Source organism: Streptomyces sp. CB01635, assembly GCF_002803065.1.
Taxonomy (GTDB): domain Bacteria; phylum Actinomycetota; class Actinomycetes; order Streptomycetales; family Streptomycetaceae; genus Streptomyces.
In genome coordinates this window covers 17,862-39,981 of sequence record NZ_NNBL01000045.1, presented here as the reverse complement: position 1 = coordinate 39,981, position 22,120 = coordinate 17,862, and the positions used below count along the sequence as shown (strand labels likewise).

Genomic DNA, 22,120 nt, shown 5'->3' with positions numbered 1-22,120 from the left:
CATGATCAACGGCTTTGTTAGAGCCTGTAAGAAGAACGGTGTAACTCCTGATCATGGAGGATGCACTGATGACCAGTAACAACACGTCTGAGGACGCGAGTTCAGAGGTGGTTGTCCCGCAGCCAGCGAGGGCGGTGGATGACCAGCTGATCGAGGAGTTGGTAGGTCGCGCCCAGGCCGAGGGGCTGCAGCTGACCGGCGAGGGAGGTCTGCTGCAGCAGCTCACGAAACGGCTTCTGGAGTCGGCTCTGGAGGGCGAGGTCACCGATCACCTTGGCTATGACCGGCATGATCCGGCGGGCAAGAACGGCGGCAACTCCCGCAACGGAACCCGCTCCAAGACCGTGCTGACCGAGGTCGGCCCGGTGGAGATTGCCGTGCCTCGTGACCGGGACGGATCGTTCGAGCCGAAGATCGTGAAGAAGAGGCAACGGCGTCTGACCGGCGTCGACGAGATGGTCATCTCACTCGCCGCGAAGGGCCTCACGACAGGAGAAGTCCAGGCCCACCTGGCGGAGGTCTATGGCACAGACGTCTCCCGCCAGACGATCTCGACCATCACCGACAAGGTCCTCGAGGGCATGGCCGAATGGCAGAACCGGCCCCTCGACCCGGTCTATCCCGTCATCTTCATCGATGCCATCCACGTGAAAATCCGCGACGGCGCGGTCGCCAACCGTCCGATCTATGTGGCCCTGGCCGTCACCACGGAAGGCCGCCGGGAAATCCTCGGCCTGTGGGCCGGTGACGGCGGCGAGGGCGCCAAGCACTGGCTGAATATCCTGACCGAGATCAAGAACCGCGGCGTGGGCGACGTCCTCATGCTCGTCTGCGACGGCCTCAGGGGCCTGCCCGACGCGGTCGAGACGGTCTGGCCGGCCACGATCGTCCAGACCTGCGTCGTGCACCTCCTGAGGAACTCGTTCCGCTATGCCGCCCGCCAGGACTGGGACAAGATCGCCAAGGCCCTCAAGCCCGTCTACACGGCCGCGACCGAAGACGCCGCCCTGGAGCGGTTCGCCGACTTCGCCGACACCTGGGGCAAAAAGTATCCGGCGATCGTGAGGCTCTGGGAGAACGCCTGGGAGGAGTTCACTCCGTTCCTTCGGTTCGACACCGAGATCCGCAGGATCGTCTGCACGACCAACGCCATCGAGTCCGTCAACGCGCGGATTCGCCGGGCGGTCAAGGCCCGCGGCCACTTCCCCAACGAGCAGGCCGCACTGAAATGCGTCTACATGGCGATCATGTCCCTCGACCCCACCGGCAAGGGACAAGCCCGCTGGACCAGCCGCTGGAAGACCGCTCTCAACGCCTTCGACATCACCTTCGACGGCCGCCTCAGCGCAGCACGCCACTAACCTCAACAGCCCCAATTACACCGTTGATTGGACAGTCCCACTAAGGCGGATCAGGAGACTCGCCGAGCTGAGGTGGATCTCTGGGTGCCGGCCAGGGGAGAGCCAGGGGCTGATGGTGGAGCGTCCAACGTTGGAGTAGGGGCGCCGGGAGTCTGCGAGTTGTTCCATGAGGTCACCGAGGGCTGCTGGAAGATGGAGGGGCTCGCGGCCGAGTTCGAGGTGAATTCCTGCTGCGGTGCGGAGGACCTGGTCGACTTGGAGCTTCACGATCGTGGCGGTGGATTGAGCAAAGATCGCCATCAGGAGACCAGCGACTCGGACTTCCAGGGCGACGGTGGTGTCGGTCAGGAGTCGCTGGGCGATCTCAATGCGCTTCTGGTCGTCCAGTGGCGGTGTGGGGTGGCTCCGCACTGGTGCGGGGACCTCAAGTCCGTGAGCGTGATGGTGAGTCACTGCCCATTTCACGAAAGGGCGGGCGTGCTGACGGACGCTGGTGCCTCGAAGAGCCATTCATCGATGTGCCCTTGATCGCATCGGCTCAGCTCGGTTCCGTGGTCGCGGAGCCATTGGAGGAGACGGGCGGCTTCTCGGATCTGTTGCCGGATGCCATTGACCTGGTTGCCGGTGGTGAGTCGCCCACCCAGTCGTTGCCGCAGACGGGGCAGTTCGTGCCATTGAGCGAACGCCGCAAGCATCCTGCGATCGTCCGCCGCGGTGAGGCTTTGGAGCGTTTTGTCGATCCATCGGCTGATGGTCAGCATGCGTTCGCCTCGTCGAGGCAGAGCACCGGCTGTGACCAGGACACCGCGCAAATAGTCTACTCCCGGCTCGGCGGGAACTGGTCCAGGGTGTCGTGCTCGACTGGAAATCCAGGTCGTCCAAGCTGCTTCAGGATCTCGGTGGCTCGGGCTCGAGGGCTGAGCCACTTGAGAGTGGATCCGGGGTCACCCCCGTCGGCGAGGGCCTCGGCGACGGGTTCAAGCCGCACTCGCAGCACTGCTGCGAGGTGTAGGCAGGATCGACGTACACCACGGGAACGTCTGCTCGGTGCGTCTTGTAGACGATGAAGTCTCCGAACTGGGCGAATGCGCAGGAGTGGAGTGTGACCCGTTGGTGCTTGCGGAGCCGTACCCTCTGCCGGATGCCCTGGAGTTCTTCGGCGCCCCCGCACGAGGCGGCGAAGTAGGACGGCGACCAGCAGTGCTCACCCCACACTTCTTGCCGGAGGCCCGGGTGATGGGCGAGGCTCCGGCGTATGCCTTCAGGCCGCGGTTGTGGAGCCGTGACAGACGTGTCTTCGTAGTCTGCGGGCGCCGAATGCCCCGCTCGAAGCCGGGCGGTGCGCCCCCGGGGCGGGGCCCGGGGGCGCCGCCGTCTCAGGAGTGCGTCACGGTGACTTTGTACAGGGAGACTTCACCGTAGTTCGAGGTGTCGCACGGCGAGGAGTTGTTGCAGTTCGCCTGCGTGTAGGCGCCCGCCTTGAAGTAGCCGCTGCCGAAGTCGGCGGCGATGGTCGCCTGGAGTGTGCCCTTGTAGTAGACGTCGACCTTCCCGTCGTGGACGACGAACTTCCCCTGGAAGCGGTCCCCCAACTGATAGTCGGACGTCACCAGCTTGTAGTGCGTGGTGTTGTACGACGTCACGTACAAGCTGCTGCCTTCGAGGCGGAACGACGTGACGTCGCTCGTCTCGTCGTGTATCTGGCCCGCCATGATGTGCGGCTTGTCCGCGGGCAGATGTGTGACGGCCTCGTCGACCACCATGGTGTGGGTGCCATCGGTGGACGACCAGCTGGCGTTCCCCGACCCGTCCGAGGTCATCTCGCGCAGTTCGGACCGCGGGTACCCGGTGTTGCTGGTGGTGGCGCCGTTGACGGCGGCCCGGAACCTGATCGCGTCGCAGCCCGACGTGGTCGTGAACCAGGGCGTGTTGTCGTACGTCGCCAGGGCGGGCTGCTTGACCTCCAGCGGTGATCCGGAGCTGTTCGGCAGGGGCAGCTGGAGCTTCCAGGCCTTGCTCAGCCCGATGGCGGAGGCCGGGGCAGGGCAGGCGGCGGCATCCGCCGGAGCGGCCGACGCGTGTTGCGCCGTGACGAGGAGGCCCACGGCGAGTGCTGATGCTGCGAGCCAGGAGAGAGCGCGGCGCTGTGAACCGCGGCGTGAACTGTGCGTAAGTGCCTGACTGTTCATGTGCGACTCCCTACGTCAGGGCCATGACAGGCCCTCGGGGGTGGGTGGCCGTACCCGTCCGCCGGGCACGGCTCAACAAGCGAGTTCTCGTACAATCCCTTCGTCGACGCCGATACCGAGGCCGGGCCCTGTCGGGACCTCGGCCACTCCCTGACGCACCCGGATCCCGGGCCCGGTCGCGTAGGGACTGCTGAGGAACTGCCGGCCGTTGAGGTCGGCAGGTGCGATGAGGTCGTGGGCCGCGAACAGGTGCAGGGACGCGGCGAGGCCGATGTCGGACTCAGTGAGTCCCGACCCCATGAGCCCGATCCCGCAGTCCTCGGCCAGTTGGCACTGGCGCAGCGCCAGGGTGAGGCCCGCGCAGCGCTGCACCTTCGCCACGGCGATGCCGATGGCGCCCAGGCGCACGAACGACGCCAGGTCGGTGGGGTGCCGCAGGCTCTCGTCCACGGCGATCGCCACCGGGCTGAGGTCCCGCAGTCGGCGCAGCCCGTCGATGTCGTTGGCGGGCAGCGGCTGTTCGAGCGCCACGACGTCGAGCGGGGCGAGCCGCTGGGCGAGGCACAGCGCGGATTCCTGGGTGCCGGCCTGGTTGGCGTCGACGATCAGCGTCGCGTCGGGTGCGGCTGCGCGGACAGCGGCCACGCGGGCGACGTCCGCTCCGACGCCTCGCCCGGGTTCGAGCCCCGCCTTCACCTTGAAGTGGCGGTATCCGGCCGCTCGGCCCTCGGCCAGGGAATCGGCGACGGCATCCGCGTCGACTCCCGTGACGATCCAGCAGAGTTCGACGCTTTCGTGGCGCCGTCTGCCCCACAGCTCGCCCAGGCTCACGCCGCGCGAGCGCGCCAGGGCGTCGTGCCACGCGACGTCCAGGGCGGCGCGGGCCAGCGGCATACCTGTCGACCAGCCGCGCCGGATGGCACGGTCACAGGCCCGGACGAGCCCGTCGAGATCCCACAGCGGCAGTCCAGTGGCGGCAGGCGCCAGGTAGTGGGTCAGGGTCGAGACGATGGACTCGGTGGTCTCATACGTCCAGGAGGGGATCGGCGTCGCCTCGCCCCATCCCGTGCTTCCGTCCGACGCGGAGACCTTGACGAGTACGCGGATCGCGGGCCGTCCCCGGGTGGTGACGCCACCGCCCGCGACGGTGAACTCCCGCAGCGTCGGCAGCGCGACGGTGAAGACCTCGATGCGTTCGACGGTGGTTGCGGTGGCGGGCCGGGTGTCGGCCTCGGGGTTCAGAACCATTGCGTCTTGTCCACTACGTTGATCAACGGCCGCCCGTCGGCGAACCGTTGGGCGTTCTCCGCGAGCACCTCGAACCTGCGCTGCGCTGCGTGCGGCCCGGCTCCCGCGACATGCGGGGTGATCACCGCCGCAGGGTGGCGCCACAGCGGATGGTCCTCCGGGAGCGGTTCCCGCTCGAAGACGTCGAGGGCGGCGCCTCGCAGGTGCCCCGAGTCCAGTGCCGCGACGAGGTCGTCGAGGCGGACAGTGGGGCCGCGGCCGACGTTGACCAGACAGGACCCCGGCTTCATGGCGGCCAGTCGGTCGGCGTCCATCAGGCCCTCCGTGCTCGGGGTGTGCGGCACCGTCAGAATCACTAGGTCCGCCCGGCCGAGCGCCCGGTCGAGGTGGTCGGGCGTCAGCACCCTGCTGAAGCCGGGCGGCGCCTCGGTGACGCGGGGGTCGACTCCCTCCACGTGCGTGCCGAACGCGGCGAGGAGCCGTCCCGCCTCGGCGCCGACCGCGCCCGTACCGACGACGAGCGCATGCGCCTCGGCCAGCGGCACGACAGCGCCGTCCGACCAGTCCGGTGCCCAGTGTCCGGCGGCCTGCTCCCGTACGTAGCGGGGCAGTTGCCGGGCGAGGGCCAGGACCAGTGCCACGGTGTGATGGGCGACGTGGTCGGTGTAGGTGTCCCGCATGTTCGTGACCTGGGCCGGGTGCCGCACGAGATCCGTGTGGTAGAAGCCGGGCGGGGGTCCCGCCTGTGGGGCCTGCAGCCAGCGCAACTGCTGTGTGATACCGAGGAGTTCGGGGGTGAGCGTCCCGTACGCGGCGTCGGCGCGGGCCAGCGCGGCACGCACCGCGTCGGGGTCCTCGGGGCTCAGCACCGTGATCCCCGGAACGGTCTTACGGAGCCGGTCGGGCCAGGCGCGGGTCTCCGCGGACAGCGGCGGCACCATGACGAGGGTGAATGCGGATATGGATGTGGTCATGCTGCGTGCTCCATCGCGGTGGCGACCACCTCGTGGCGCAGCGGGCGCCCGGCGACGTACCGGTCGAGGTCGTCGGCCATGGCCCGGCCGAGCAGCCGCCGCTCCGGGCCGAGGCTGCCGGCCAGGTGTGGGGTGACCACGACGTTTTCCAGCCCGAATAGCGGCGAGCCGGGGTCGGCGGGCTCGGGGTCGGTGACGTCGAGCACGGCGAACAGGTCGAGGCGCTCCTTGAGTACGGTCACGAGCGCGGGTTCGTCGATGAGGCCGCCGCGCGCGGTGTTGACGAGGGTGGCGTCGGGGCGCATCAAGCGCAGAAGCCGCTTGCCGACCATGCGGCGGGTCTCCGCCAGCAGCGGCGCGTGCAGACTCACCACGTCGCTCTCGGCGAACAGCCGCTCCAGCGAGGCCGGTTCGGCACCCAGGGACCGGATGTCGGCGTCGGACACGTACGGGTCGTGGGCCAGGAGTCGTACGCCGTGCCGGGTCAGGAGCCGGGCCGTGGCACGTCCGGTGGCGCCCAGGGAGACGAGTCCGACGGTGGCCCCCGCGGTGCCGAGCTCGCCGCGGCGCTCGGCCGCCGCCCGGGTGCGGCGCGCCGTGAGGACGTAGCGCCAGCCGTGCTTGAGCGCGTACAGGATCTGCGCGAGCGCGAAGTCCGCGACCCGGTCGGCGATCACGGCACCGGCGGCGGTGACCCGCACCCCGCGGGCCCAGGACTCCGCAGTCACCAGGGGGCGTACCGATCCGGCGGCGTAGAGCACGAGATCGAGCCGCGGCGCCTGGTCGAGGAGTGCAGTGTCGAGCCGAGGCGCGCCCCATCCGGTGACCAGTACGTCGATGTCGGCCAGCAGATCAGCGGTCAGCTCGGGGGCGGCGCAGGGAGGCCGCTCGATGGTCAAGTGTCGCTCGATCAGAGCGCGTTCGGCCGGTCCATAGACGTCATCGAAGCGTGCCGGGTCCATAACATACAGTCCGGTGCGTCGCTTGCTCGTCATGCTGCTCCCTTTGTTGTCCGTGCCGCTCGTGCTGCTTCCCGCGCGTACGCGTCGGCCCTGCGCAGCGCCTGGAGCCGAGCGGGTGACGCCAGGCCTGCGTGGTAATAGCGGATCTGGTGGGCGCCAGCGTCCAGGAGCCGCGCCACCCGTCCGGCGACGCGGGCGGGGTGCTCCTCCAGTACGGATACGTTCGCGATGACGGGCCGGTCGGTGGCCCGTACCGCAGCCTGGATGCGGGCCACCGACCGATGTTCGTCGTCCCAGCACTTGAGGACGAGGGCGTCGGCGCGGCCCTGGAACCGGCCGAGGTCGAGCCCGACGTCCGGGCCTGTGGCCCCCGGGTCGCCGTCCGCCATCAGCAGCAGCTCCCGGCCTGGCGCCACGGCTGCCACGTTCCGCGTCAACTGCTCGATCACGGACTGTCGGTGGCGCAGGAGCGCGCCGGCCGTCTGGTCGCCGAGGGCCTCGTGCAGGGTGCCCGGCACGCGTGCGCCGCCGCGCAGCTCCGTGTCGACGGTGCGGCGCACGGCTTGCGCGAGGCCCTCGGGGTCCGCTCCGGCGGCCGCGATGCCAGCGCGGCAGGCGGGGCACAGGCACACCGACAGCAGATCGCGGGCCGCCCGGGTCAGATCGGCGCCCGCCGTCTTCTCGTGGTGGCTGCCGTGCTCGAAGCCGAGCCAGCCGCAGGCCTCCAGCATCAGCGTGGGGACCTCGGCGGTGTCGTAGCGTGCGCAGAAGGAGCCGACCAACTGTGTCGCGTACTCCGCCACTTCGGGCTGTGCTGGGCACAGCGCGTACCCGTACTGCTCGTCGAATGCGTTGCGCACCGTCAGGTCGGGCGCCTGCTCGCCCAGCGCGGTGCCGTGTGTGAGCACCAGCCAGGCCTCGACCCGCAGCCCTTGGCCGCGCAGGGCCGTGGCCGCGGTGCCGAACCGGTCAGGGACATCGACGGCCCAGCCCGGTGCGGGCGGCCGCAGCCGCGTGCCGTGCCAGGGGTCCGGGTCGAACGGGAAGTAGGCCGCGGAGTGCGTGGCGTGCACGGTGCGGTGGACGGGGTGGTAGGGGGTCATGGCGCGCGCCGAGTGGTACGCGGCCTGCAGGACGACGGAGCCCACGCCGAGTGCGGCGATGCGTTCGGCCGCGCCGGGATCGCCCACGAGGTCCCAGGTGTAGACGAAGGCGCCGCTGAGGTCGGTGGCGCCCGGCCGCGTGGCTGTCACAGGGTTCACTCCTTGGTCGCGCCGGCGAGGCCGCGCACGAAGTAGCTCTGGAAGAAGACGAAGACCAGCAGCATCGGGATGACGGACAAGGTCATTCCGGCGGCGAAGCCCGTCCAGTCCACGGAGTGTTCGCCCTTGAAGGACAGCATTCCGACGGCCAGGTTCTGCAGGTCGGGCTGGCCGAGGGTGAAGACCAGTGGGATGTTGAATTCGTTCCAGTTGCTGATGAACTGGAAGATGACGACCACCGCGATGACGGGCTTCGCCAGCGGCAGGACCAGCCGGAATGTGCGCAGGAATCCGGCGCCGTCGAGCTTCGCCGCGTCGAACAGGTCCTTCGGCACGCCCGAGAAGAAGCCGATGAAGAGCAGGACGTAGAGGGCGCCCGCCGCGCCTGACATGGCGAGGATGACGCCGGCCCGGGTGTTCAGCAGCCCGAGGTTGTCCACCAGCACGAACTGGGGGATCACGATGGAGGCCACCGGGACGAACAGCGTGGCCACGATCATCCGGTGCAGCAGCTTGCGGCCCGGGAAGTCGTAGCGGGCCAGGACGTATCCGCACAGCGCCGACTTGAAGAGCTCGATGAGGGTGGACACGACTGCGTACACGACCGTGTTGAAGAAGTACTTCGAGAACCCGGCATCCACCCAGGCGCGTTGGAAGTTGTCGAAGTTCCACTGGTCGGGGATAAGGCTCGCGCCGCCGGTGAACAGGCCCGACTGGGTCTTGAACGCCCCGGTGACGATCCAGAGGAAGGGATAGATCCAGACCAGGCCCACCACGATCAGCAGGGGCAGCGCGATGAGGTTGGCGCGCGTGGGCCGGGAAAGTGCGCTGCGGGGCATCAGACTCCATATTCCTTCCGCGTCTTCTGCGCTCGGCGCACGAAGTAGCCCTGGCTCATCACGAGGAGGAACGCCATCACGGAGAACAACAGGGCGGCCGCCGACGCGTAGCCGTAGGCGAAGGGCATCGATCCGAAGGCCTGCTTGTAGATGAAGTACGAGACGACGTAGGTGTTGGTGCCCGGGCCGCCGCCGGTGAGCGTGACGACGAGGCCGAACACGTGCATCGCGTTGACCAGGGCCAGCATCACGATGACCACGGCGACCGGGCGGATCATCGGGAGCGTGATCCGGGTGAGCTTCTGCCACTCACTGGCGCCGTCGAGGGCGGCAGCTTCGTACAGCTCCTCGGGCACGTTCTGCAGTGCCGCCATCCAATAGATCATGTACTGGCCGAAGACCTGCCAGACGGAGATGAGGACGAGGGCCGCCATGGCCGTCCAGCGGTTGGCGAAGACGTCGGTCGTGCCGTCGGTCAGGCCGAGCTTGTGCAGGGCGGAGTTGAGAGCGCCGTTCGACGGGTTGAGCAGGTAGGTGAAGACCAGGCCGGCCATCGCCACGGGGATGATCAGCGGCGCGAAGAAGACGGTCCGCAGAGCCTTCTTCGCCCGTAGCCACTTCCTCGTCATCACGAGCGCGGCGAGGAGGGACAGCGGCAGCTTGACCACGGTCGTGCCGATGGCGAACAGCAACGTGTTGACGACGGCCTGCCAGAAGAGCGGATCGCTCAGGATGCGCTGGTAGTTGCCGCCGCCGACGTAGGTGTCGAGAGGGCCGGTGCCCGACCAGTCGAAGAACGAGTAGCAGACCGTTGCGGCCAGCGGCCAGAGGGTGAACCCCAGGTACAGGACGAGGAAGGGCACGAGGAAGGAGGCCACCCACAGACGCTCGCGCCCCTTGGCGCGTTCACGGTTGTCGTCCGGCGGTGCCGGAGGCCGGAGGCGGCGCGCTGTCCTGTCGGGGCGGCATGCGGTGGTGTCGCGCGGCAACCGCGTTTGTACGGCGCTCACTTGGCTGCCTTGTAGTCGGCCGTGTAGGACCAGTTCGGGAACGTGAAGCAGTCGAGGGAGACCTTCAGTCCTTGCTCTGCTTCCTTCTTGAGCTGGGCCGTCAGGGTCTTCTGGCGTTGCTCGACGAGCCGCTCGGCCTCCGGCTTCAGCGACTTGTTGCTGCTGAGCGCGCCGGCCATGGCCTCGTACTCCCACGTGGGCCGCTCGCCGATGGCTTTGACGTACGCGGTGGACTTCACGAGGTCGGGGCACTTGGTGACGGGCAGCGGCAGCTTGACGCGGTAGCCGGGCTTGTCGGCGATCCGCATGATCTGGCGCATTGCCGGGTCCTTGATGTACTTGGCGTTGTCCGCGAAGGCCAGCGTCCCGAAGCCTTCCTTCAGGTACTCCTTGGCGAAGTAGCCGTCGGGCTGGGTCATCCAGTCGAGGAAGGTCCAGGCGGCCTTCGACTGCTTGGACTGGGAGCTCACCCAGTACTTGTTGCCGTCGGGCTGACTCCACAGCCCGCCCTTGGACCCGGAGTCGGGCACGGGGTGGGCGGCGACCGCGTAGCCCGAGGAGTCGAGGCCGAGGGTCTTGAGCACCGAGGGGAGCCACGTGCCGTCCATCGTGATCCCGGCCTGGCCGGTGGCGAACTGCTGTCGGGTGAAGTTCTTGTCGTTGTTGCCGGGCGCCAGGTAGCCGTCCTTCTTGAGCTCCTGGATGAACGCGAACACCTTCTGCGCCTGCGGTTCGGCCAGCGAGAACGTGCCCTTCTTGTAGTCGAAGAACCAGTCGTTGACGGTGTATTCGCCGGCGGCGAGGGCGTAGAAGGTGCGCTGGAGGTCGACGTCCTTGGTCGGCGCGGCGATGCAGTACGCCTTCGTCTTTGCCTTGATCGTCGCGCAGGCGCTCTTCAGCTCGGACCAGGTCGTGGGCTGCTTCGCGGTGTCGAGCCCGGCCTGTTCGAAGACCTTCTTGTTGAGGAACATGTAGCCGGGGCCCCAGTACGTGCTCTCGGACAGCGGGAACCCATAGGTCTTTCCGTCGAGTTGGTTGACGCCGTCGACGAACGAACCCGCGGGCCACCGCTTGGTGAAGTTCGCGGGCAGCGCGGCTCCCCCGTTGAGCGGCTGTATCCACTTCTGTTCGAGTAGCTGCGACATCGCAAGCGGTCCGTTGTCGCTCCAGTAGAAGACATCCGGACCCTGCTTGCTCTGGAAGGCCAGCGGGAGGGTGCGCTTGTACTCGTCCTGGGCGATCGACTGCCACTGCACGGTGATGTCGGGGTGCTGCCGGTGGAACTCCGTGGCGGCCTTCTTGTGGAAGTCCGTCTGCTCGGCCGAGTAGTCCCAGACCTTGAGCACGGTGCCGGAGGATCCACCGGATCCCCCGCCGCACGCCGCCAGCAGCGGCACCACCAACAAGGCAGCCGTCGCCAGCCTTCCGATCCCGCATCCTCCACGCCTGTGTGCTGTCCCCATCGTCGGTTCCTGCTCTCGTTGAGATCTCGTTGAGACGGCGGCCCGAGCGGCTTGCGGCTCCTCGGGGCTGAAGCGCGGATGACGTTAGGGCGCGGGAAGAGACTGAGCAAGCGTTTTCACAGGGAGTATTCGTGAGCGATCCGGCCCAATGCCTCAGTTACTGCCTATGACCTGCGAGTTAGTGAGATCGATCCGTCCTGGAAGAATCCATGGGCTAGGTTGAGGGAACGCTTTCACAACTTGTCGCTGCCGGAAGGGAGTACGCCGTGCGCGTCCTCGTCCTCACCAAGCCCTTCGGTGCCCTGCCGCCCGAGGAACTCGCCGCACAGCTGGCGGAGGCCGGCGCCGACGGCACGGACCTGCTCGTCAGAGAGGGGCAGACCGTCACCCCGCAGACGTCGTCGCGTATCGGCGACGCCGCTCGCGCGCTGCGCCGCGCCGGGCTCGAACTCGGCCTCGTCAGCACCGACCTGGCCACCGCGGACCGTACGGCGGATCACGTCCTCGGACACTGCGCCGAGGCGGGCGTACCCCTGGTGCGCGTGGGTTTCTATCGCTACGACGCCGAGATCGGCTACGCCGTCGGCCTGGACCGGGCCCGGCGTGACCTCGCGGAACTCGCCGCGCTCGCCGGCCGCCACGGAGTCCGGCTCGTGCTAGCGCTGCACCACGGCACCCTGCACCCCTCGGCCGCGCACGCGCTGCGCCTCCTGGCCGACACCGAGGATCTCCTCGTCCACCCCGACCCGGGGAACCAGGCCAAGGAGGGCAGTGAGGACTGGCGCCTCACCGTCGACGCTCTCGGCGGCACGGACCGGATCGGCTGCGTGGGCGTGAAGAACGCCGTGTGGGAGCCGGGTGAGGCACCCGGCTCCTGGCACTGCGCCTGGCAGCCGCTCGCCGACGGCGGCGTCGTGCCGTGGCCCACTGTGCTGCCCGGCCTCACCGGACTCGGCTATGAGGGACCGCTTTCTCTGCATGTCCACTACTGGACCGACGACCCGTTCGCGTCGGTGCGCCGGGACCTCGCGTACCTGCGCGGACTGCTGCTTGAACCGGGGACCGGACAGCGGGGACGCTGAGCGAGGAGTTACGTTGGCCGACATGCACAGGGATCGGGGAGCAGGGTTGACGACTTCGAGAGCATCGGACGCGACGGGCAGGAAGTCGGACACCACCGGCAAGAAGGGCGCCTCGGGCCGGCGCCGGGTGACCATCACCGATGTTGGCACGGCAGCGGGGGTCTCCACCTCCACCGTCTCCCGCGTCCTCAACGGCACGGCCCGAGTCGACCCCGACCTGGCGGCCCGCGTCCAGGGCGCGGTCGCCGAACTCGGCTACCGGCCCAACGCCGCCGCGCGGGGCCTGGCCCGTGGTGAGACCGACGCCGTCGGTGTGCTCGTGCCCGACCTCTCCAACCCCTACTTCCCCGATCTGCTCAAGGCCGTCTCCGCCGTGGCCCGTTCGCACGGACGGCGGGTCATGGTGATGGAGTCGGACGAAGACCCGGCGAGCGAGCACGAGCTGGCCGAGGACCTGATGCGCTGCTGCGACGGAGTGCTGCTGTGCTCGCCGCGCATGGAACGAGCCGCGCTCGTCGATCTGCCGCTGCGCGACCACCCGGTGGTACTGGTCAACCGGATCGTGCCCGGCCTGAGCGTCCCCTCCGTCTCCGTCGACTTCTACGGCGGGATGACCCTGGCCTGCGGGCACCTCACCCAGCTCGGCCACCGCCGGGTGGCCTACCTGAGCGGGCCCGAGGCGTCCTGGGCCAATGCCGAACGCATCCGGGCCTTCGACGCCGCGGCCGCTTTCGGCCTCGACGTCACCGTCATCCCCTGCGGCCACACGGCGAAGCACGGATATGCGGCCGCCGATGGCGTGCAGGCCGCCGGAGTCACCGCGGTCGTCGCATACAACGATCTCGTGGCGCTCGGCGCGCTCACCGCCCTGGAGGAGTCGGGCCTGCGCGTCCCCGAGGACATGTCGGTGATCGGCTGCGACGACATCTCCCTGGACGACCTGCCCAGTTCGCGCCGGCTCACCACTGCCTCGCTGGCCCGCCACGAACTGGGCCGGCAGGCCACCGAGATGCTGGAGGCGTTGATGGCCGACGGCGGCGACAGCGAGCCCCGGTACATCCCGATGGAACTCCTCGTCCGCGGGACCAGCGCGCCGCCCGCGCGCGGATAGGGATGCCGGCTGCCGCCTTTCCGGGCCGGACTTCGGCCCCGGTGTTGTCTCGTTCGCTGACCGGGCCCATCTCGTCGGCCAATTCGATGTGTTGATGCTTGGCCTGCTGGCAGATCTGCTCGATAGGCGCCGATTGCCCATCTTCGAACCTGAAAGAGCATGTTCTCGCATCCGTTGATCCAGCCCCTGCGAGCAGAGGCCACCAACCGCAGCGCTAGCGTTGCTGCGTGGGCGACTTCTACGAACTCCAGCTGGCCCTGGATCTCCCGGATTCCGCAGAGTGCGGTCTGCTCCGGTGGCACCTGGGCGAGACGCCAGAAGACAAGGAGCCGGACGGCGATGAGGAATATCCACTACTGACCGGCACAGGCCCCGCGCAGCGCATCGGTGGGGCGCTGGTCGGCATGCTCCAGCGCGGACCTCAAGGCTGTTCCTTGCTGGCACGTCAGGAGGTGCACCCCGACGACTTCGCACGCCTACGGCATCTCCTCAAGTGGATCGCTGCACGGACAACAACCGTGGGCACCATCGGTTACGTGCGCTTCTTCGAAGACCACATCCCGGACGTACTCGTCGTCGAATCCGGAACCGTTCGTCAGGTCCCCCTCGAACTGGCCCCGGGAGCCGAGGAACTCCTCCCGGACTGAGGTTCAAGCGGGGCTCTGAATGGCTGGGTGGAGGAGCTGAGATCCCCTGGACGGTTGTTCGCCGCGAAGGGAGAAGCAATAACTCAGGGCCACCAGAGCGAGTTCGGTGCCCTGGGAGTGCTGCCCTTCTGTCCCGGACGCTGTGGTCCGTCCGTGCCTGCTGTCGGTGACGTTTCAGGCTTGAGGTGGGTGGGGCGGCGCGCTTTCTGCGAGAACGAGTGCCAGCAAGCCAGGAAACCGTGCGTCGAACTCGGGCCGGCGAAGCCGGTTGAGCCTGCGTGTTCCCTTGTCCACCTGTTCCAGAAGCCCGGCGGCGCGTAGTACCGCGAAGTGGTGGCTTGCGGTCGCTTTCGAGACCGGTAGGTCGAATGTTCCGCAGGCCCGGCTGAAGTCTGGTTCGCCGGCGCATTCGCGCAGGATAGAGCGTCGTACCGGGTCGGCGAGGGCATCGAGTGCGTCCTGCAGGCTCACCTCTGCCGGCTCGGCATGAACCAGGCTTCTGGTGCGACGCGCGACCGTCTCGGTCACGGCGGCCCCTTCCTCGACTTGACATGTTCGATGGCCATCATACAGTGGCAAGTGTTCGATCCACATCTAACTTAGTGAGGCCAGCCATGTCAGCGACGATCGTCGAGCCGCAAGTGGCGGTGGTCACCGGCGCCAGCCGAGGAGCCGGCAAGGGCATCGCCCTCGCACTCGGACAGTCGGGCGCGACGGTCTACGTGACGGGACGCAGCCGGCAGTCGTCCGACTCGCCCTACGGCGGCACGATCGCAGAGACTGCTGCGCTCGTCGACGAAGCCGGCGGCAAAGGCGTCGCGGTGGCCGTCGACCACTCCGACGACGAAGCCGTGGCGGAACTGTTCGCCCGGATAGGACGCGATCACGGCCGCCTCGACATCCTGGTCAACAACGCGGCCCAGGTCGCCAACGCCGCCCCTCCCGGGAGGTTCTGGGAACAGCCGCTGAACGCGGCCAATCTCATAACGGTCGGCCTGAGATCGCACTACGTCGCAAGCTTCCACGCCGCACCCCTGCTGATCGCCAATGGCCGAGGACTGATCGTCAATACAGGTCATTACGGCGCTGTGGCCTACCACCTGGGACCCGCCTACGGCGCCCAGAAGGCCGGCGCCGACAAGATGGCAGCCGACATGGCCAAGGACCTGCGCCCCCACAACGTCGCAGCCGTCTCGATCTGGATGGGTGGACTGGACACCGAGCGCGCACGAGCGCACTTCGCAGCGCTGCCCGCCGAGGCCAGACCAACCAACAGGCGCGAATCCCCGCAGTTCACCGGTCGGGTGATAGCAGCCCTCTACGCAGCCGACGACCTCATGCAGCTCTCCGGCAGGGCACTGATCGGCGCTGAACTGGGCGCGCACCTCGGCATCACCGACATCGACGGCAGCGCCCCGCTCTCTCTGCGGTACACCCTGGGCGGACCACCCGAACTCCACCGCAGCCTGTACTGACATCTCGACGGTCTCCAGCCAGCGGTGTCCACGAGGGCTGCCGTTCGTAGCGGAACTCGTCCTCAGTGAACTGGTCACCAATGCCATCCGCTACACCACGGGTCCGATCAGTCTCCGGTTGCTGCTCGACCGCCAACTGATCTGTGAGGTCTTTGACACCAGCAGCACTGCGTCGCATCTGCGGTATGCCGAGACCACTGACGAAGGCGGCCGCGGCCTCTTCCTCGTGGCCCAGCTCGCGGATCGTTGGGGCGTCCGGTACACCCCTGCTGGCAAGATCATCTGGACCGAACAGTCGCTCCCGGACGACTCTGGCGAAGGGACCGCGACGAGTCGGCTCCTGGGATCGACCTGATGAGGTTGGTCCCCCCTCAATACGCGGTTCCGCGTGTTGTCTCACATATCCTCCTCAACCCAAGACGGCGCCCGGCGGGCGCCGGAACACGCGTCACGCCGCGGCAGTAGCAACTGTCCTGTGATGCAAATCCGATGGAGTCAGCAGCCATACTCGTACTGAGGTTGATGGGATCTCGTTGGTGGGGGAACGGATCACAACTCACCGCTCCACTGCTCGTGTTCCTCGGCAAGTAGCGTCTCGTCGGCCTTCTGGTGTCGTACGGACTCGACCCAGGCCGCGACGAGTGCGCCGAACGTCTCGATGAGGCGTGGCTCTGCACCCACCAATCATCCTGACGGCACATCAAAGAGCTTGCGCACGCCGCGTTATCGCCCCCAGGATCTCAAACACTCACAGAGCAGTGCAGCTAGGACTTGTCCGAGCGATCAAGCCGCTCGCTAAGGTGACGCCGGTGGGAGGAGCCTGATGGGTGCGGTGGAGTTGAGTCGGGCGGAAGCGGTCGCGCTCGTGCAGCGGATCATGGAGGCGGACTATGCCTCCGAAGGAGAGGTGAATGACTGGCTGGACAGGCTCGACAGAGCTCTGGCCTGCCCATCCGGCCACGTCAGCGGCCTGGTCTTCTGGCCACCGCAACGGGAGCTGTCTGCCGAGGAAGTGGTCGACCATGCCTTGGCCTACCGGCCGATTGCATTGTGACGCCTGTACTCAGCTACGAAGCCAGATCACGAGGGCTGCCGCGGTGGCGGTGCCGAGGAAGACATAGCCGCGCTTGTCGTAGCGAGTGGCGACTGCCCGGTGCTGTTTCAAGCGGTTGATCGCCCGTTCGATGGTGTTGCGTTGCTTGTTCAGCACTAAGACCGGCTCCCCCGAGCGGCTCGCGGCCCAGCACATCAAGGACGCATACAACACCCCGTCCACCACCAAACCGGCGAACACCAGCAAGAACATCCCCGGGCGCACCGCCGACCGGCCACTGACCCGCCTCTACGCGAAGCCCCGACGGGACGCCAACCGCAACGAGGCGATCAAGGTCTGCAAGAAGAACTGGGGCGTCAACTACGCGCAGGGCGGCAAGCAGTGCGACGAGTTCCCCTTCTCCGCCACGTATGAGGGCGTGGCCCAGGCGCTGACGAAGTACGACCCGCAGCACAAGGCCCCGAAGAACAACTTCTCCGCACGGCCGATCCCGAAGGAGGACAACGGCGCCGGCGGGCGCAGCATCGCGGACTTCTACCGCCTCAACCGCATCATCGACGGCCCCAACGACGGCTACATCATCAAGGTTTCCTGACGCCACCACGCCCCCGGTCCCCGCCCGAGCGGGGACCGGAAGGGGTCACACGGGCCAGAACTGCAGCAGGTAGCGCTCGGCGTGGACCGGGACTTCCTGCTCGGCCAGTTCACGGACCTGCTCGCGACCACTCACGTACACCCGTACATGCCAGCGCCGACCCGCCTCACCGAGCTCAATCGCGTCCTCGCAGGGCCCACCGTAGGTCCACACCCCGACCTGGCCGGACGGGACATCCATGCCCGCCTCGCCCTGGGCCTCCCACACCCCGCCGTCCGCAGGCGGCTGGTCTTCCCACACCTCCACCGACAAGGCCGGGGTGTGGGTGTGGCCGCCGCTTTGCAGATAGACCCGCTGGCCGCATGCGGCAACGAACGGGGCGCCATCCTCCGGCTCGTCCCGTTCACTCGTGTCGTCCGCATCCTCCAGCCACAACGCGTAGAAGTCGACGTCCGCATCCATCTGCTGCCTGCTGACCAGACCCATCGGGCACACCCCCTTCTTCGCTGCCTGCGACCCTACCGATCAGCCCTGCCCCGGCAGACACCTGGATGCCAAGCCGCTCCCTGTGGCGCACAGTCAGGACCCGCTCGGGGGCCGCAGCATGTGACCAGTCGAATTGGACAGGCTTACCCCCTCGAGCGCCTCACAGAGCTCTGCCCACCTCCCACCCCCCACCAGCAGCCGGTGCTGACGGGCCTGTCCAAGGTGCTGCTGACCCGCTACGCCCGCACGGGAGACCGCCTCGACTTGGGCGCGGCACTGCAGACCGCCGGTGAGGCCATCGCGCAGGCGCCCGAGCGGCATCCCGACCACACCATGCTCCTGACCAACCACGCCAACGCGCTCCTCGCGCGGTACGCGACCTACCTAGAAGCCGACGACATCGTGGAGGCGGCACGGACCAACCGCTTCGTCGTCCGGATCGCGCCGCGCACCCATTTCGCGTACGCCCGGTACCTCTGCAACGCCTGCGAGGTCCTGCGGCTGCTCTTCGCGCACACCAAGAACCCCGAGGACGTGAACGAAGCGATCGAGTACGGCTACCAGGCGGTGCGGGCCACGCCCGCCGGTGATCCCGAGCGGACCATTTACCAGATCGGGCTCGTCCAGGCGCTGCGGGACCGCTTCGACGGTCTGGGTGACTTCGGCGACCTCGATGAAGCGGTGGCGGTCTGCCGTGCGGCGGCCCGGGGCGCGGCCCAACTCGACCACCCGGACCAGGCGACGGTCATGAGTGTGCTGGGGAGCGTGCTGCAACAGCGGTTCGAGCGCGACGGCACGACCGAGGACCGTGACGAGGCGTTGGGGGTGTGGGAACGCACCGTCGCGATGAGGACGGCCCTGCCGCTGTTGCGGGTCGGCACCGCCCGGCTGGCCGCCGAGCTGGCCGCGCCGTCCGACCCCGGGCGCGCGGCCCGGTTCCTCGAGCAGGCCATCCTCCTGCTGCCCGAGGTGGCCCCGCGCCGGTTGCGCCGAGGCGACCAGCAGCGCGCACTCGGCGCCCACGGCGACCGGCTCACCGCGGACGCGATCGCGCTTGCCCTGTCCGGCACCGGGGTGTCCGCACCGGAGCGGGCCTCGAGAGCGCTGCGCCTCGCGGAGGCCGGACGCGCGATCCTGCTCGCCCAGTCCCTCGACGTCCGGGGCGACGTGACCGAGCTGCGGGAACAACACCCGGACCTGGCACGGGAGTTCGTTGCGCTGCGCAACCGGCTCGACCAGGACACCGACACGGTCGGAGCGTCGGCCGCCGTGCCGGGGGCGCCCTCGCACTCCGCACGCCTGAGGCTGGCCAAAGAGATGGAGGTGCTCCTGGGTCGCATCCGCGCCCACGACGGCTTCGCCCGCTTCGGGCTGCCTCCTACTTTCGACGAACTGGCCGCGCAGGCCGACCGCGGCCCCGTCGTCACGCTCAACGTGAGCCGCCACCGCAGCGACGCCCTGATCCTCACCCCGGACGGCGTCACCGCCTGCCCCCTGCCGGGCCTGGCGTTCGAGGAAGTCGTCCGCCGGATCGGCCAGTTCCACCTCGCGCTGGTCGCGGCGACCGCCCCCGACGCCGACCGGATCGCCGCCCAGGGCATGCTGCACGAGGTACTGGAATGGCTATGGGAGGCGGCCGCCGAACCGGTCCTGACCGCACTCGATGCCCTGAGTCAACTCCCCGACAGGCAAAACGCGTTGCCCCACGTGTGGTGGGCGCCGGGCGGGATGCTCGGCCTGCTGCCCCTGCACGCGGCCGGGTTCCACCGGGACCCCGGCCGGGGTCAGGGCCGGCGCACCGTGCTCGACCGCGTCGTCTCCTCCTACACCCCGACCGTCCGCGCCCTGCGCCACGCCCGAGCCCGCCGCCCCGCCGCCACCGACCGGCCGCGGTCCCTGATCGTCTCCATGCCGACCACACCCGGCCACGCACCCCTGCCGCACGCGGCCGAGGAGACCGACCGGCTCCGGGCCGTACTCAAGGACCCGGTCGTCCTCGGCGCGTCAGAGGAACGGCCCGCGACGACGGCCGCCGTCCTCGCCCAACTCGAGCACTGCGCCTTCGCCCACTTCGCCTGCCACGGCATCAGCGAGTTGACCGACCCCTCGCAGAGCAAGCTGCTCCTCCAGGACCACGCCGAGACGCCGCTGACGGTCTCCGCGCTGTCCCGGGCCGACCTCGCCCACGCCCAGCTGGCCTATCTCTCCGCCTGCCGCACCGCGCACCCCGGCAACCCCCGGCTGCTCGGTGAGGCCATCCACCTCACCAGCGCCTTCCAACTCGCCGGCTTCTCCCACGTCATCGGCACGATGTGGACCATCGACGACCGCCTGGCCGCCGACGTCGCCGAGTCCTTCTACACCCACCTGGCCGACGGCCCGACCGGCACACCCGATCCCGCACGGGCCGCGACGGCCCTGCACCGAACCGTCAAAGACACGCGCGACCGCTTCCCGGCCGCACCGTCCCTCTGGGCGGGCTATCTCCACTCCGGCGCCTAACTGGCTGTTCTCTATCCGCCAACGTGCTCGGCTCGCTTGGGTGTGTCTATATCGGCCCTGTCTCACATTCGGTGGTGACGGAGTGTCGTGAGGGTCGTTGACACTCACGTGAAGGACGTCAGCGACCTTGTACAGACGGTGTTTTCGGGTCTTTCCCCGCTGGTCATAGAGGATGTGGCCGACGAGGGTGAGCGGATCGTGGTACGGGCACGGACTCCGCAGGGCACCGCGGTCTGTCCGGTGGGCGGGGCGTCATCGGGGCGGGTGCACGGATCTCACCTGCGGACGGCGGCCGTCGACAAGTGGGTGGGCAGCACTGCCCACCCCGACATGATCAAGGCCGCCGCGGCTCGCGGCGGATACGACCTGAACGACCACCGGCCGATGCAGGTGGACAAGGCCGCACTCGCCTGGCCCGACGTCATCCTGGCCATGGACCAGTCCGTGTTGGACAAGCTGATGCTCCTCGGCGGCGACGAGAACGCGCACAAGATGCAGCGTTACCTCGATGGCCAGGACGTACCCGACCCCATGGGTAAGGCGATGGACGCCTTCACCGCCTGCGCCCAGATCATCGAGGAGGGGGCCGCACGCTACCTGCCCTGCCCCCCGGCGACGGACAGCACCAGGTCCGTCAGCTGTTCAGCGGCATCGGGACGGCCGTGCGCACGAGCGCGCACGGCCATTTCGGTACGCTTGGCCTCTTGCGCGAGCAGCGGAGCCACGGCTTCGCGCAACCGCTCAGGTGTCACTTCACCGATCAGGGCGACCGCGGCTCCCGCCTGCTCCAGATGGGCTGCGTTGTGCGCCTGCTCATTGCCGGCCGAGGAGGCGAGCGGGACCAGCACAGATGCCTTGCCCAGCGCGGTCAGCTCGGCGATGGTGCCGGCGCCGCTGCGTGAGATGACGACGTCGGCCAGTGCGAGCAGATCGGGCAGCTCCGGGCCCACGTAGGCGGTGAGATGGTGACGTCCCGCCAGCTGCGGCGGGAGGCCGTCCGCATCCCGGCTCAGCCCTTCGACATGGTCGGGGCCGCACTGGTGGATGACATTTGCGTGACTGAGGAGCCACGGCAGTAGTTCCTTGACGAGGGTGTTGATCTGCAAAGAACCCTGAGCCCCGCCGGTGACGTAGACCGTGGGCAGGCGACGGTCGAACCCGCTCAGCCCCAGGGTCTCGATGACCTTGTCCGCCTGCCCGGTAAGGACTTCCGGGCGCACCGGGTTGCCGGTGACTACGGCCCTCGCGCGTACGGCCTCGGGCAGCAGCTCCAGCGTGGACGCCGAGGACACAGCCACCGCCGTCGCGGCACCGGCGAGCGTCTTGTTCGCCAGCCCCAGGCGCACGGTCTGCTCGTGCACCACCAAGGGGCGGTGGCACAGCCGGGTCGCGGCGACACCCACCGGCACGGCGACGTATCCGCCCGTGGCCAGGACTACGTCCGGCTCGAACCGTGAAATGACCTTGCGGGCCTGGGCACGCCGAGCGGGACTCGCCCCATATCTTTCACGTTTGCGGGAGAGGCAAGCTTCAGGGGATTGCTGGAGCGCCTGATCTTGCCGACGGCGACCGAGGCGAAAGCGATCCCCTCTTGTGCGGCGACGCGTGATTCCAGGCTGTCTGCCGCACCTACCCACAGGACTTCGAGGGTCCGGCCAAGTTCGGCAAGCCGACCGCGCAGGGTGCGTACCGCAGTGAGTGCCGGATAGGTGTGCCCGCCCGTGCCTCCGCCCGTGACGATCAGCCGTAGAGCCCGTGGTGCTGCGCCAGGGGTATGCGGAGAACGGTTGCCGTCGTGGTCCACGCGGAAGCTCACAATCTTGCTGTGCGGGCCTCAACCCGCCAAGACGAGGAATAGCG

At 68.4% G+C, this 22,120-nt stretch carries 22 protein-coding genes and 3 pseudogenes; 10 read left to right on the top strand and 15 right to left on the bottom strand.

The genetic code is table 11. The annotated features are described in order from the left end of the window. Positions 1-68 precede the first annotated feature (68 nt). The gene (locus tag CG723_RS44280) at positions 69-1,361 is read left to right on the top strand and encodes an IS256 family transposase (protein WP_100599227.1); all 1,293 of its coding nucleotides are present in this window, start codon (positions 69-71) and stop codon (positions 1,359-1,361) included. Positions 1,362-1,822: 461 nt separating this feature from the next. Here CG723_RS44280 and CG723_RS46700 read toward each other — a convergent pair whose 3' ends face one another. The 10 genes from CG723_RS46700 to CG723_RS44230 form a co-directional block, all read right to left on the bottom strand. Further along, on the bottom strand, positions 1,823-2,122 hold the full coding sequence (locus tag CG723_RS46700) for a hypothetical protein (RefSeq protein WP_159032703.1): 300 nt from the start codon (positions 2,120-2,122) through the stop codon (positions 1,823-1,825). Between the two features lie 127 nt (positions 2,123-2,249). Further along, positions 2,250-2,576 carry a zinc ribbon domain-containing protein gene (locus tag CG723_RS49100; RefSeq protein ID WP_324907722.1) on the bottom strand — a complete coding sequence of 109 codons (327 nt, stop codon included), beginning with the start codon at positions 2,574-2,576 and terminating at the stop codon, positions 2,250-2,252. 161 nt (positions 2,577-2,737) lie between these two features. Further along, a complete protein-coding gene (locus CG723_RS44265; RefSeq protein ID WP_100599225.1) occupies positions 2,738-3,550 on the bottom strand; it encodes a polysaccharide lyase family 7 protein in 813 nt (270 codons plus the stop codon). A 72-nt stretch (positions 3,551-3,622) separates the two neighbouring features. After that, positions 3,623-4,798 (bottom strand): mandelate racemase/muconate lactonizing enzyme family protein, encoded by a 1,176-nt coding sequence (locus CG723_RS44260; RefSeq protein ID WP_100599224.1) that lies wholly within the window; start codon positions 4,796-4,798, stop codon positions 3,623-3,625. Next, on the bottom strand, positions 4,789-5,772 hold the full coding sequence (locus CG723_RS44255; protein ID WP_100599223.1) for a D-2-hydroxyacid dehydrogenase: 984 nt from the start codon (positions 5,770-5,772) through the stop codon (positions 4,789-4,791). Before CG723_RS44255 ends, CG723_RS44260 begins: the two co-directional genes overlap by 10 nt. Continuing rightward, the gene (locus CG723_RS44250) at positions 5,769-6,767 is read right to left on the bottom strand and encodes a hydroxyacid dehydrogenase (RefSeq protein WP_100599222.1); all 999 of its coding nucleotides are present in this window, start codon (positions 6,765-6,767) and stop codon (positions 5,769-5,771) included. Before CG723_RS44250 ends, CG723_RS44255 begins: the two co-directional genes overlap by 4 nt. Continuing rightward, positions 6,764-7,987, bottom strand: a complete 1,224-nt coding sequence (locus CG723_RS44245) for a hypothetical protein (RefSeq protein WP_100599221.1) — start codon at positions 7,985-7,987, stop codon at positions 6,764-6,766. The genes CG723_RS44250 and CG723_RS44245 overlap by 4 nt, the downstream gene beginning before the upstream one ends. A gap of 5 nt (positions 7,988-7,992) precedes the next feature. Continuing rightward, positions 7,993-8,835 (bottom strand): carbohydrate ABC transporter permease, encoded by an 843-nt coding sequence (locus CG723_RS44240; RefSeq protein ID WP_100599220.1) that lies wholly within the window; start codon positions 8,833-8,835, stop codon positions 7,993-7,995. Further along, positions 8,835-9,845: a carbohydrate ABC transporter permease gene (locus CG723_RS44235; RefSeq protein WP_159032702.1), complete on the bottom strand. Its 1,011-nt coding sequence runs from the start codon at positions 9,843-9,845 to the stop codon at positions 8,835-8,837. Before CG723_RS44235 ends, CG723_RS44240 begins: the two co-directional genes overlap by 1 nt. Then, complete coding sequence (locus tag CG723_RS44230; RefSeq protein ID WP_159032701.1) at positions 9,842-11,191, bottom strand: ABC transporter substrate-binding protein; 1,350 nt, start codon at positions 11,189-11,191, stop codon at positions 9,842-9,844. Before CG723_RS44230 ends, CG723_RS44235 begins: the two co-directional genes overlap by 4 nt. A 383-nt stretch (positions 11,192-11,574) precedes the next feature. Here CG723_RS44230 and CG723_RS44225 point away from each other — a divergent pair, with 383 nt between their 5' ends. The 3 genes from CG723_RS44225 to CG723_RS44215 all read left to right on the top strand — a co-directional run bounded on the left by CG723_RS44225 (position 11,575) and on the right by CG723_RS44215 (position 14,148). Then, positions 11,575-12,390, top strand: coding sequence for a sugar phosphate isomerase/epimerase family protein (locus CG723_RS44225; RefSeq protein ID WP_100599217.1), 816 nt, complete (start codon positions 11,575-11,577; stop codon positions 12,388-12,390). Positions 12,391-12,436: 46 nt separating this feature from the next. Beyond that, positions 12,437-13,501 carry a LacI family DNA-binding transcriptional regulator gene (locus tag CG723_RS44220; RefSeq protein WP_234374857.1) on the top strand — a complete coding sequence of 355 codons (1,065 nt, stop codon included), beginning with the start codon at positions 12,437-12,439 and terminating at the stop codon, positions 13,499-13,501. A 227-nt stretch (positions 13,502-13,728) separates the two neighbouring features. After that, positions 13,729-14,148, top strand: a complete 420-nt coding sequence (locus CG723_RS44215) for a hypothetical protein (protein ID WP_100599216.1) — start codon at positions 13,729-13,731, stop codon at positions 14,146-14,148. A 174-nt stretch (positions 14,149-14,322) separates the two neighbouring features. Here the strand turns inward: CG723_RS44215 and CG723_RS44210 are convergent, their stop codons facing one another. Continuing rightward, on the bottom strand, positions 14,323-14,676 hold the full coding sequence (locus tag CG723_RS44210; RefSeq protein ID WP_234374856.1) for an ArsR/SmtB family transcription factor: 354 nt from the start codon (positions 14,674-14,676) through the stop codon (positions 14,323-14,325). A gap of 86 nt (positions 14,677-14,762) precedes the next feature. Here CG723_RS44210 and CG723_RS44205 point away from each other — a divergent pair, with 86 nt between their 5' ends. Together CG723_RS44205 and CG723_RS44200 are read left to right on the top strand one after the other, a co-directional pair. Beyond that, complete coding sequence (locus CG723_RS44205) at positions 14,763-15,623, top strand: SDR family NAD(P)-dependent oxidoreductase (RefSeq protein WP_100599214.1); 861 nt, start codon at positions 14,763-14,765, stop codon at positions 15,621-15,623. Positions 15,624-15,666: 43 nt separating this feature from the next. Further along, positions 15,667-15,978: pseudogene (locus tag CG723_RS44200) on the top strand (ATP-binding protein); the annotation flags it as partial. A 194-nt stretch (positions 15,979-16,172) separates the two neighbouring features. Here CG723_RS44200 and CG723_RS48485 read toward each other — a convergent pair. Further along, positions 16,173-16,304: a DUF6300 family protein gene (locus CG723_RS48485; protein ID WP_234374855.1), complete on the bottom strand. Its 132-nt coding sequence runs from the start codon at positions 16,302-16,304 to the stop codon at positions 16,173-16,175. Positions 16,305-16,446: 142 nt separating this feature from the next. Between CG723_RS48485 and CG723_RS44195 the strand changes: the two genes are divergently transcribed. After that, entirely contained in the window at positions 16,447-16,677 is a 231-nt protein-coding gene (locus CG723_RS44195; RefSeq protein ID WP_100599213.1) for a bacteriocin immunity protein, read from the top strand. Positions 16,678-16,686: 9 nt separating this feature from the next. Here CG723_RS44195 and CG723_RS44190 read toward each other — a convergent pair whose 3' ends face one another. Further along, on the bottom strand, positions 16,687-16,833 hold the full coding sequence (locus CG723_RS44190; protein WP_442802646.1) for a hypothetical protein: 147 nt from the start codon (positions 16,831-16,833) through the stop codon (positions 16,687-16,689). Here CG723_RS44190 and CG723_RS44185 point away from each other — a divergent pair. Beyond that, positions 16,823-17,272 carry a NucA/NucB deoxyribonuclease domain-containing protein gene (locus CG723_RS44185; protein WP_159032700.1) on the top strand — a complete coding sequence of 150 codons (450 nt, stop codon included), beginning with the start codon at positions 16,823-16,825 and terminating at the stop codon, positions 17,270-17,272. The genes CG723_RS44190 and CG723_RS44185 overlap by 11 nt on opposite strands. 45 nt (positions 17,273-17,317) lie before the next feature. Here the strand turns inward: CG723_RS44185 and CG723_RS44180 are convergent, their stop codons facing one another. Then, positions 17,318-17,758 carry a hypothetical protein gene (locus CG723_RS44180; RefSeq protein ID WP_100599211.1) on the bottom strand — a complete coding sequence of 147 codons (441 nt, stop codon included), beginning with the start codon at positions 17,756-17,758 and terminating at the stop codon, positions 17,318-17,320. Positions 17,759-17,959: 201 nt separating this feature from the next. Between CG723_RS44180 and CG723_RS44175 the strand changes: the two genes are divergently transcribed. Beyond that, positions 17,960-20,260: a CHAT domain-containing protein gene (locus tag CG723_RS44175; RefSeq protein ID WP_100599210.1), complete on the top strand. Its 2,301-nt coding sequence runs from the start codon at positions 17,960-17,962 to the stop codon at positions 20,258-20,260. A gap of 108 nt (positions 20,261-20,368) precedes the next feature. Further along, positions 20,369-20,842 (top strand): annotated as a pseudogene (locus CG723_RS48835) (arsenate reductase/protein-tyrosine-phosphatase family protein); the annotation flags it as partial. A gap of 11 nt (positions 20,843-20,853) precedes the next feature. Here CG723_RS48835 and CG723_RS48830 read toward each other — a convergent pair. Further along, positions 20,854-22,001 (bottom strand): annotated as a pseudogene (locus CG723_RS48830) (UDP-N-acetylglucosamine--N-acetylmuramyl-(pentapeptide) pyrophosphoryl-undecaprenol N-acetylglucosamine transferase). Positions 22,002-22,120 lie beyond the last annotated feature (119 nt).

Coding starts and splice junctions, on each gene's coding strand:
- CG723_RS44280 (WP_100599227.1), top strand. CDS start 69: ATGACCAGTAACAACACGTCTGAGGACGCGAGTTCAGAGGTGGTTGTC.
- CG723_RS44195 (WP_100599213.1), top strand. CDS start 16,447: ATGGGTGCGGTGGAGTTGAGTCGGGCGGAAGCGGTCGCGCTCGTGCAG.
- CG723_RS44205 (WP_100599214.1), top strand. CDS start 14,763: ATGTCAGCGACGATCGTCGAGCCGCAAGTGGCGGTGGTCACCGGCGCC.
- CG723_RS44180 (WP_100599211.1), bottom strand. CDS start 17,758: ATGGGTCTGGTCAGCAGGCAGCAGATGGATGCGGACGTCGACTTCTAC.
- CG723_RS44265 (WP_100599225.1), bottom strand. CDS start 3,550: ATGAACAGTCAGGCACTTACGCACAGTTCACGCCGCGGTTCACAGCGC.
- CG723_RS44250 (WP_100599222.1), bottom strand. CDS start 6,767: ATGACGAGCAAGCGACGCACCGGACTGTATGTTATGGACCCGGCACGC.
- CG723_RS44240 (WP_100599220.1), bottom strand. CDS start 8,835: ATGCCCCGCAGCGCACTTTCCCGGCCCACGCGCGCCAACCTCATCGCG.
- CG723_RS44255 (WP_100599223.1), bottom strand. CDS start 5,772: ATGACCACATCCATATCCGCATTCACCCTCGTCATGGTGCCGCCGCTG.
- CG723_RS46700 (WP_159032703.1), bottom strand. CDS start 2,122: ATGCTGACCATCAGCCGATGGATCGACAAAACGCTCCAAAGCCTCACC.
- CG723_RS44260 (WP_100599224.1), bottom strand. CDS start 4,798: ATGGTTCTGAACCCCGAGGCCGACACCCGGCCCGCCACCGCAACCACC.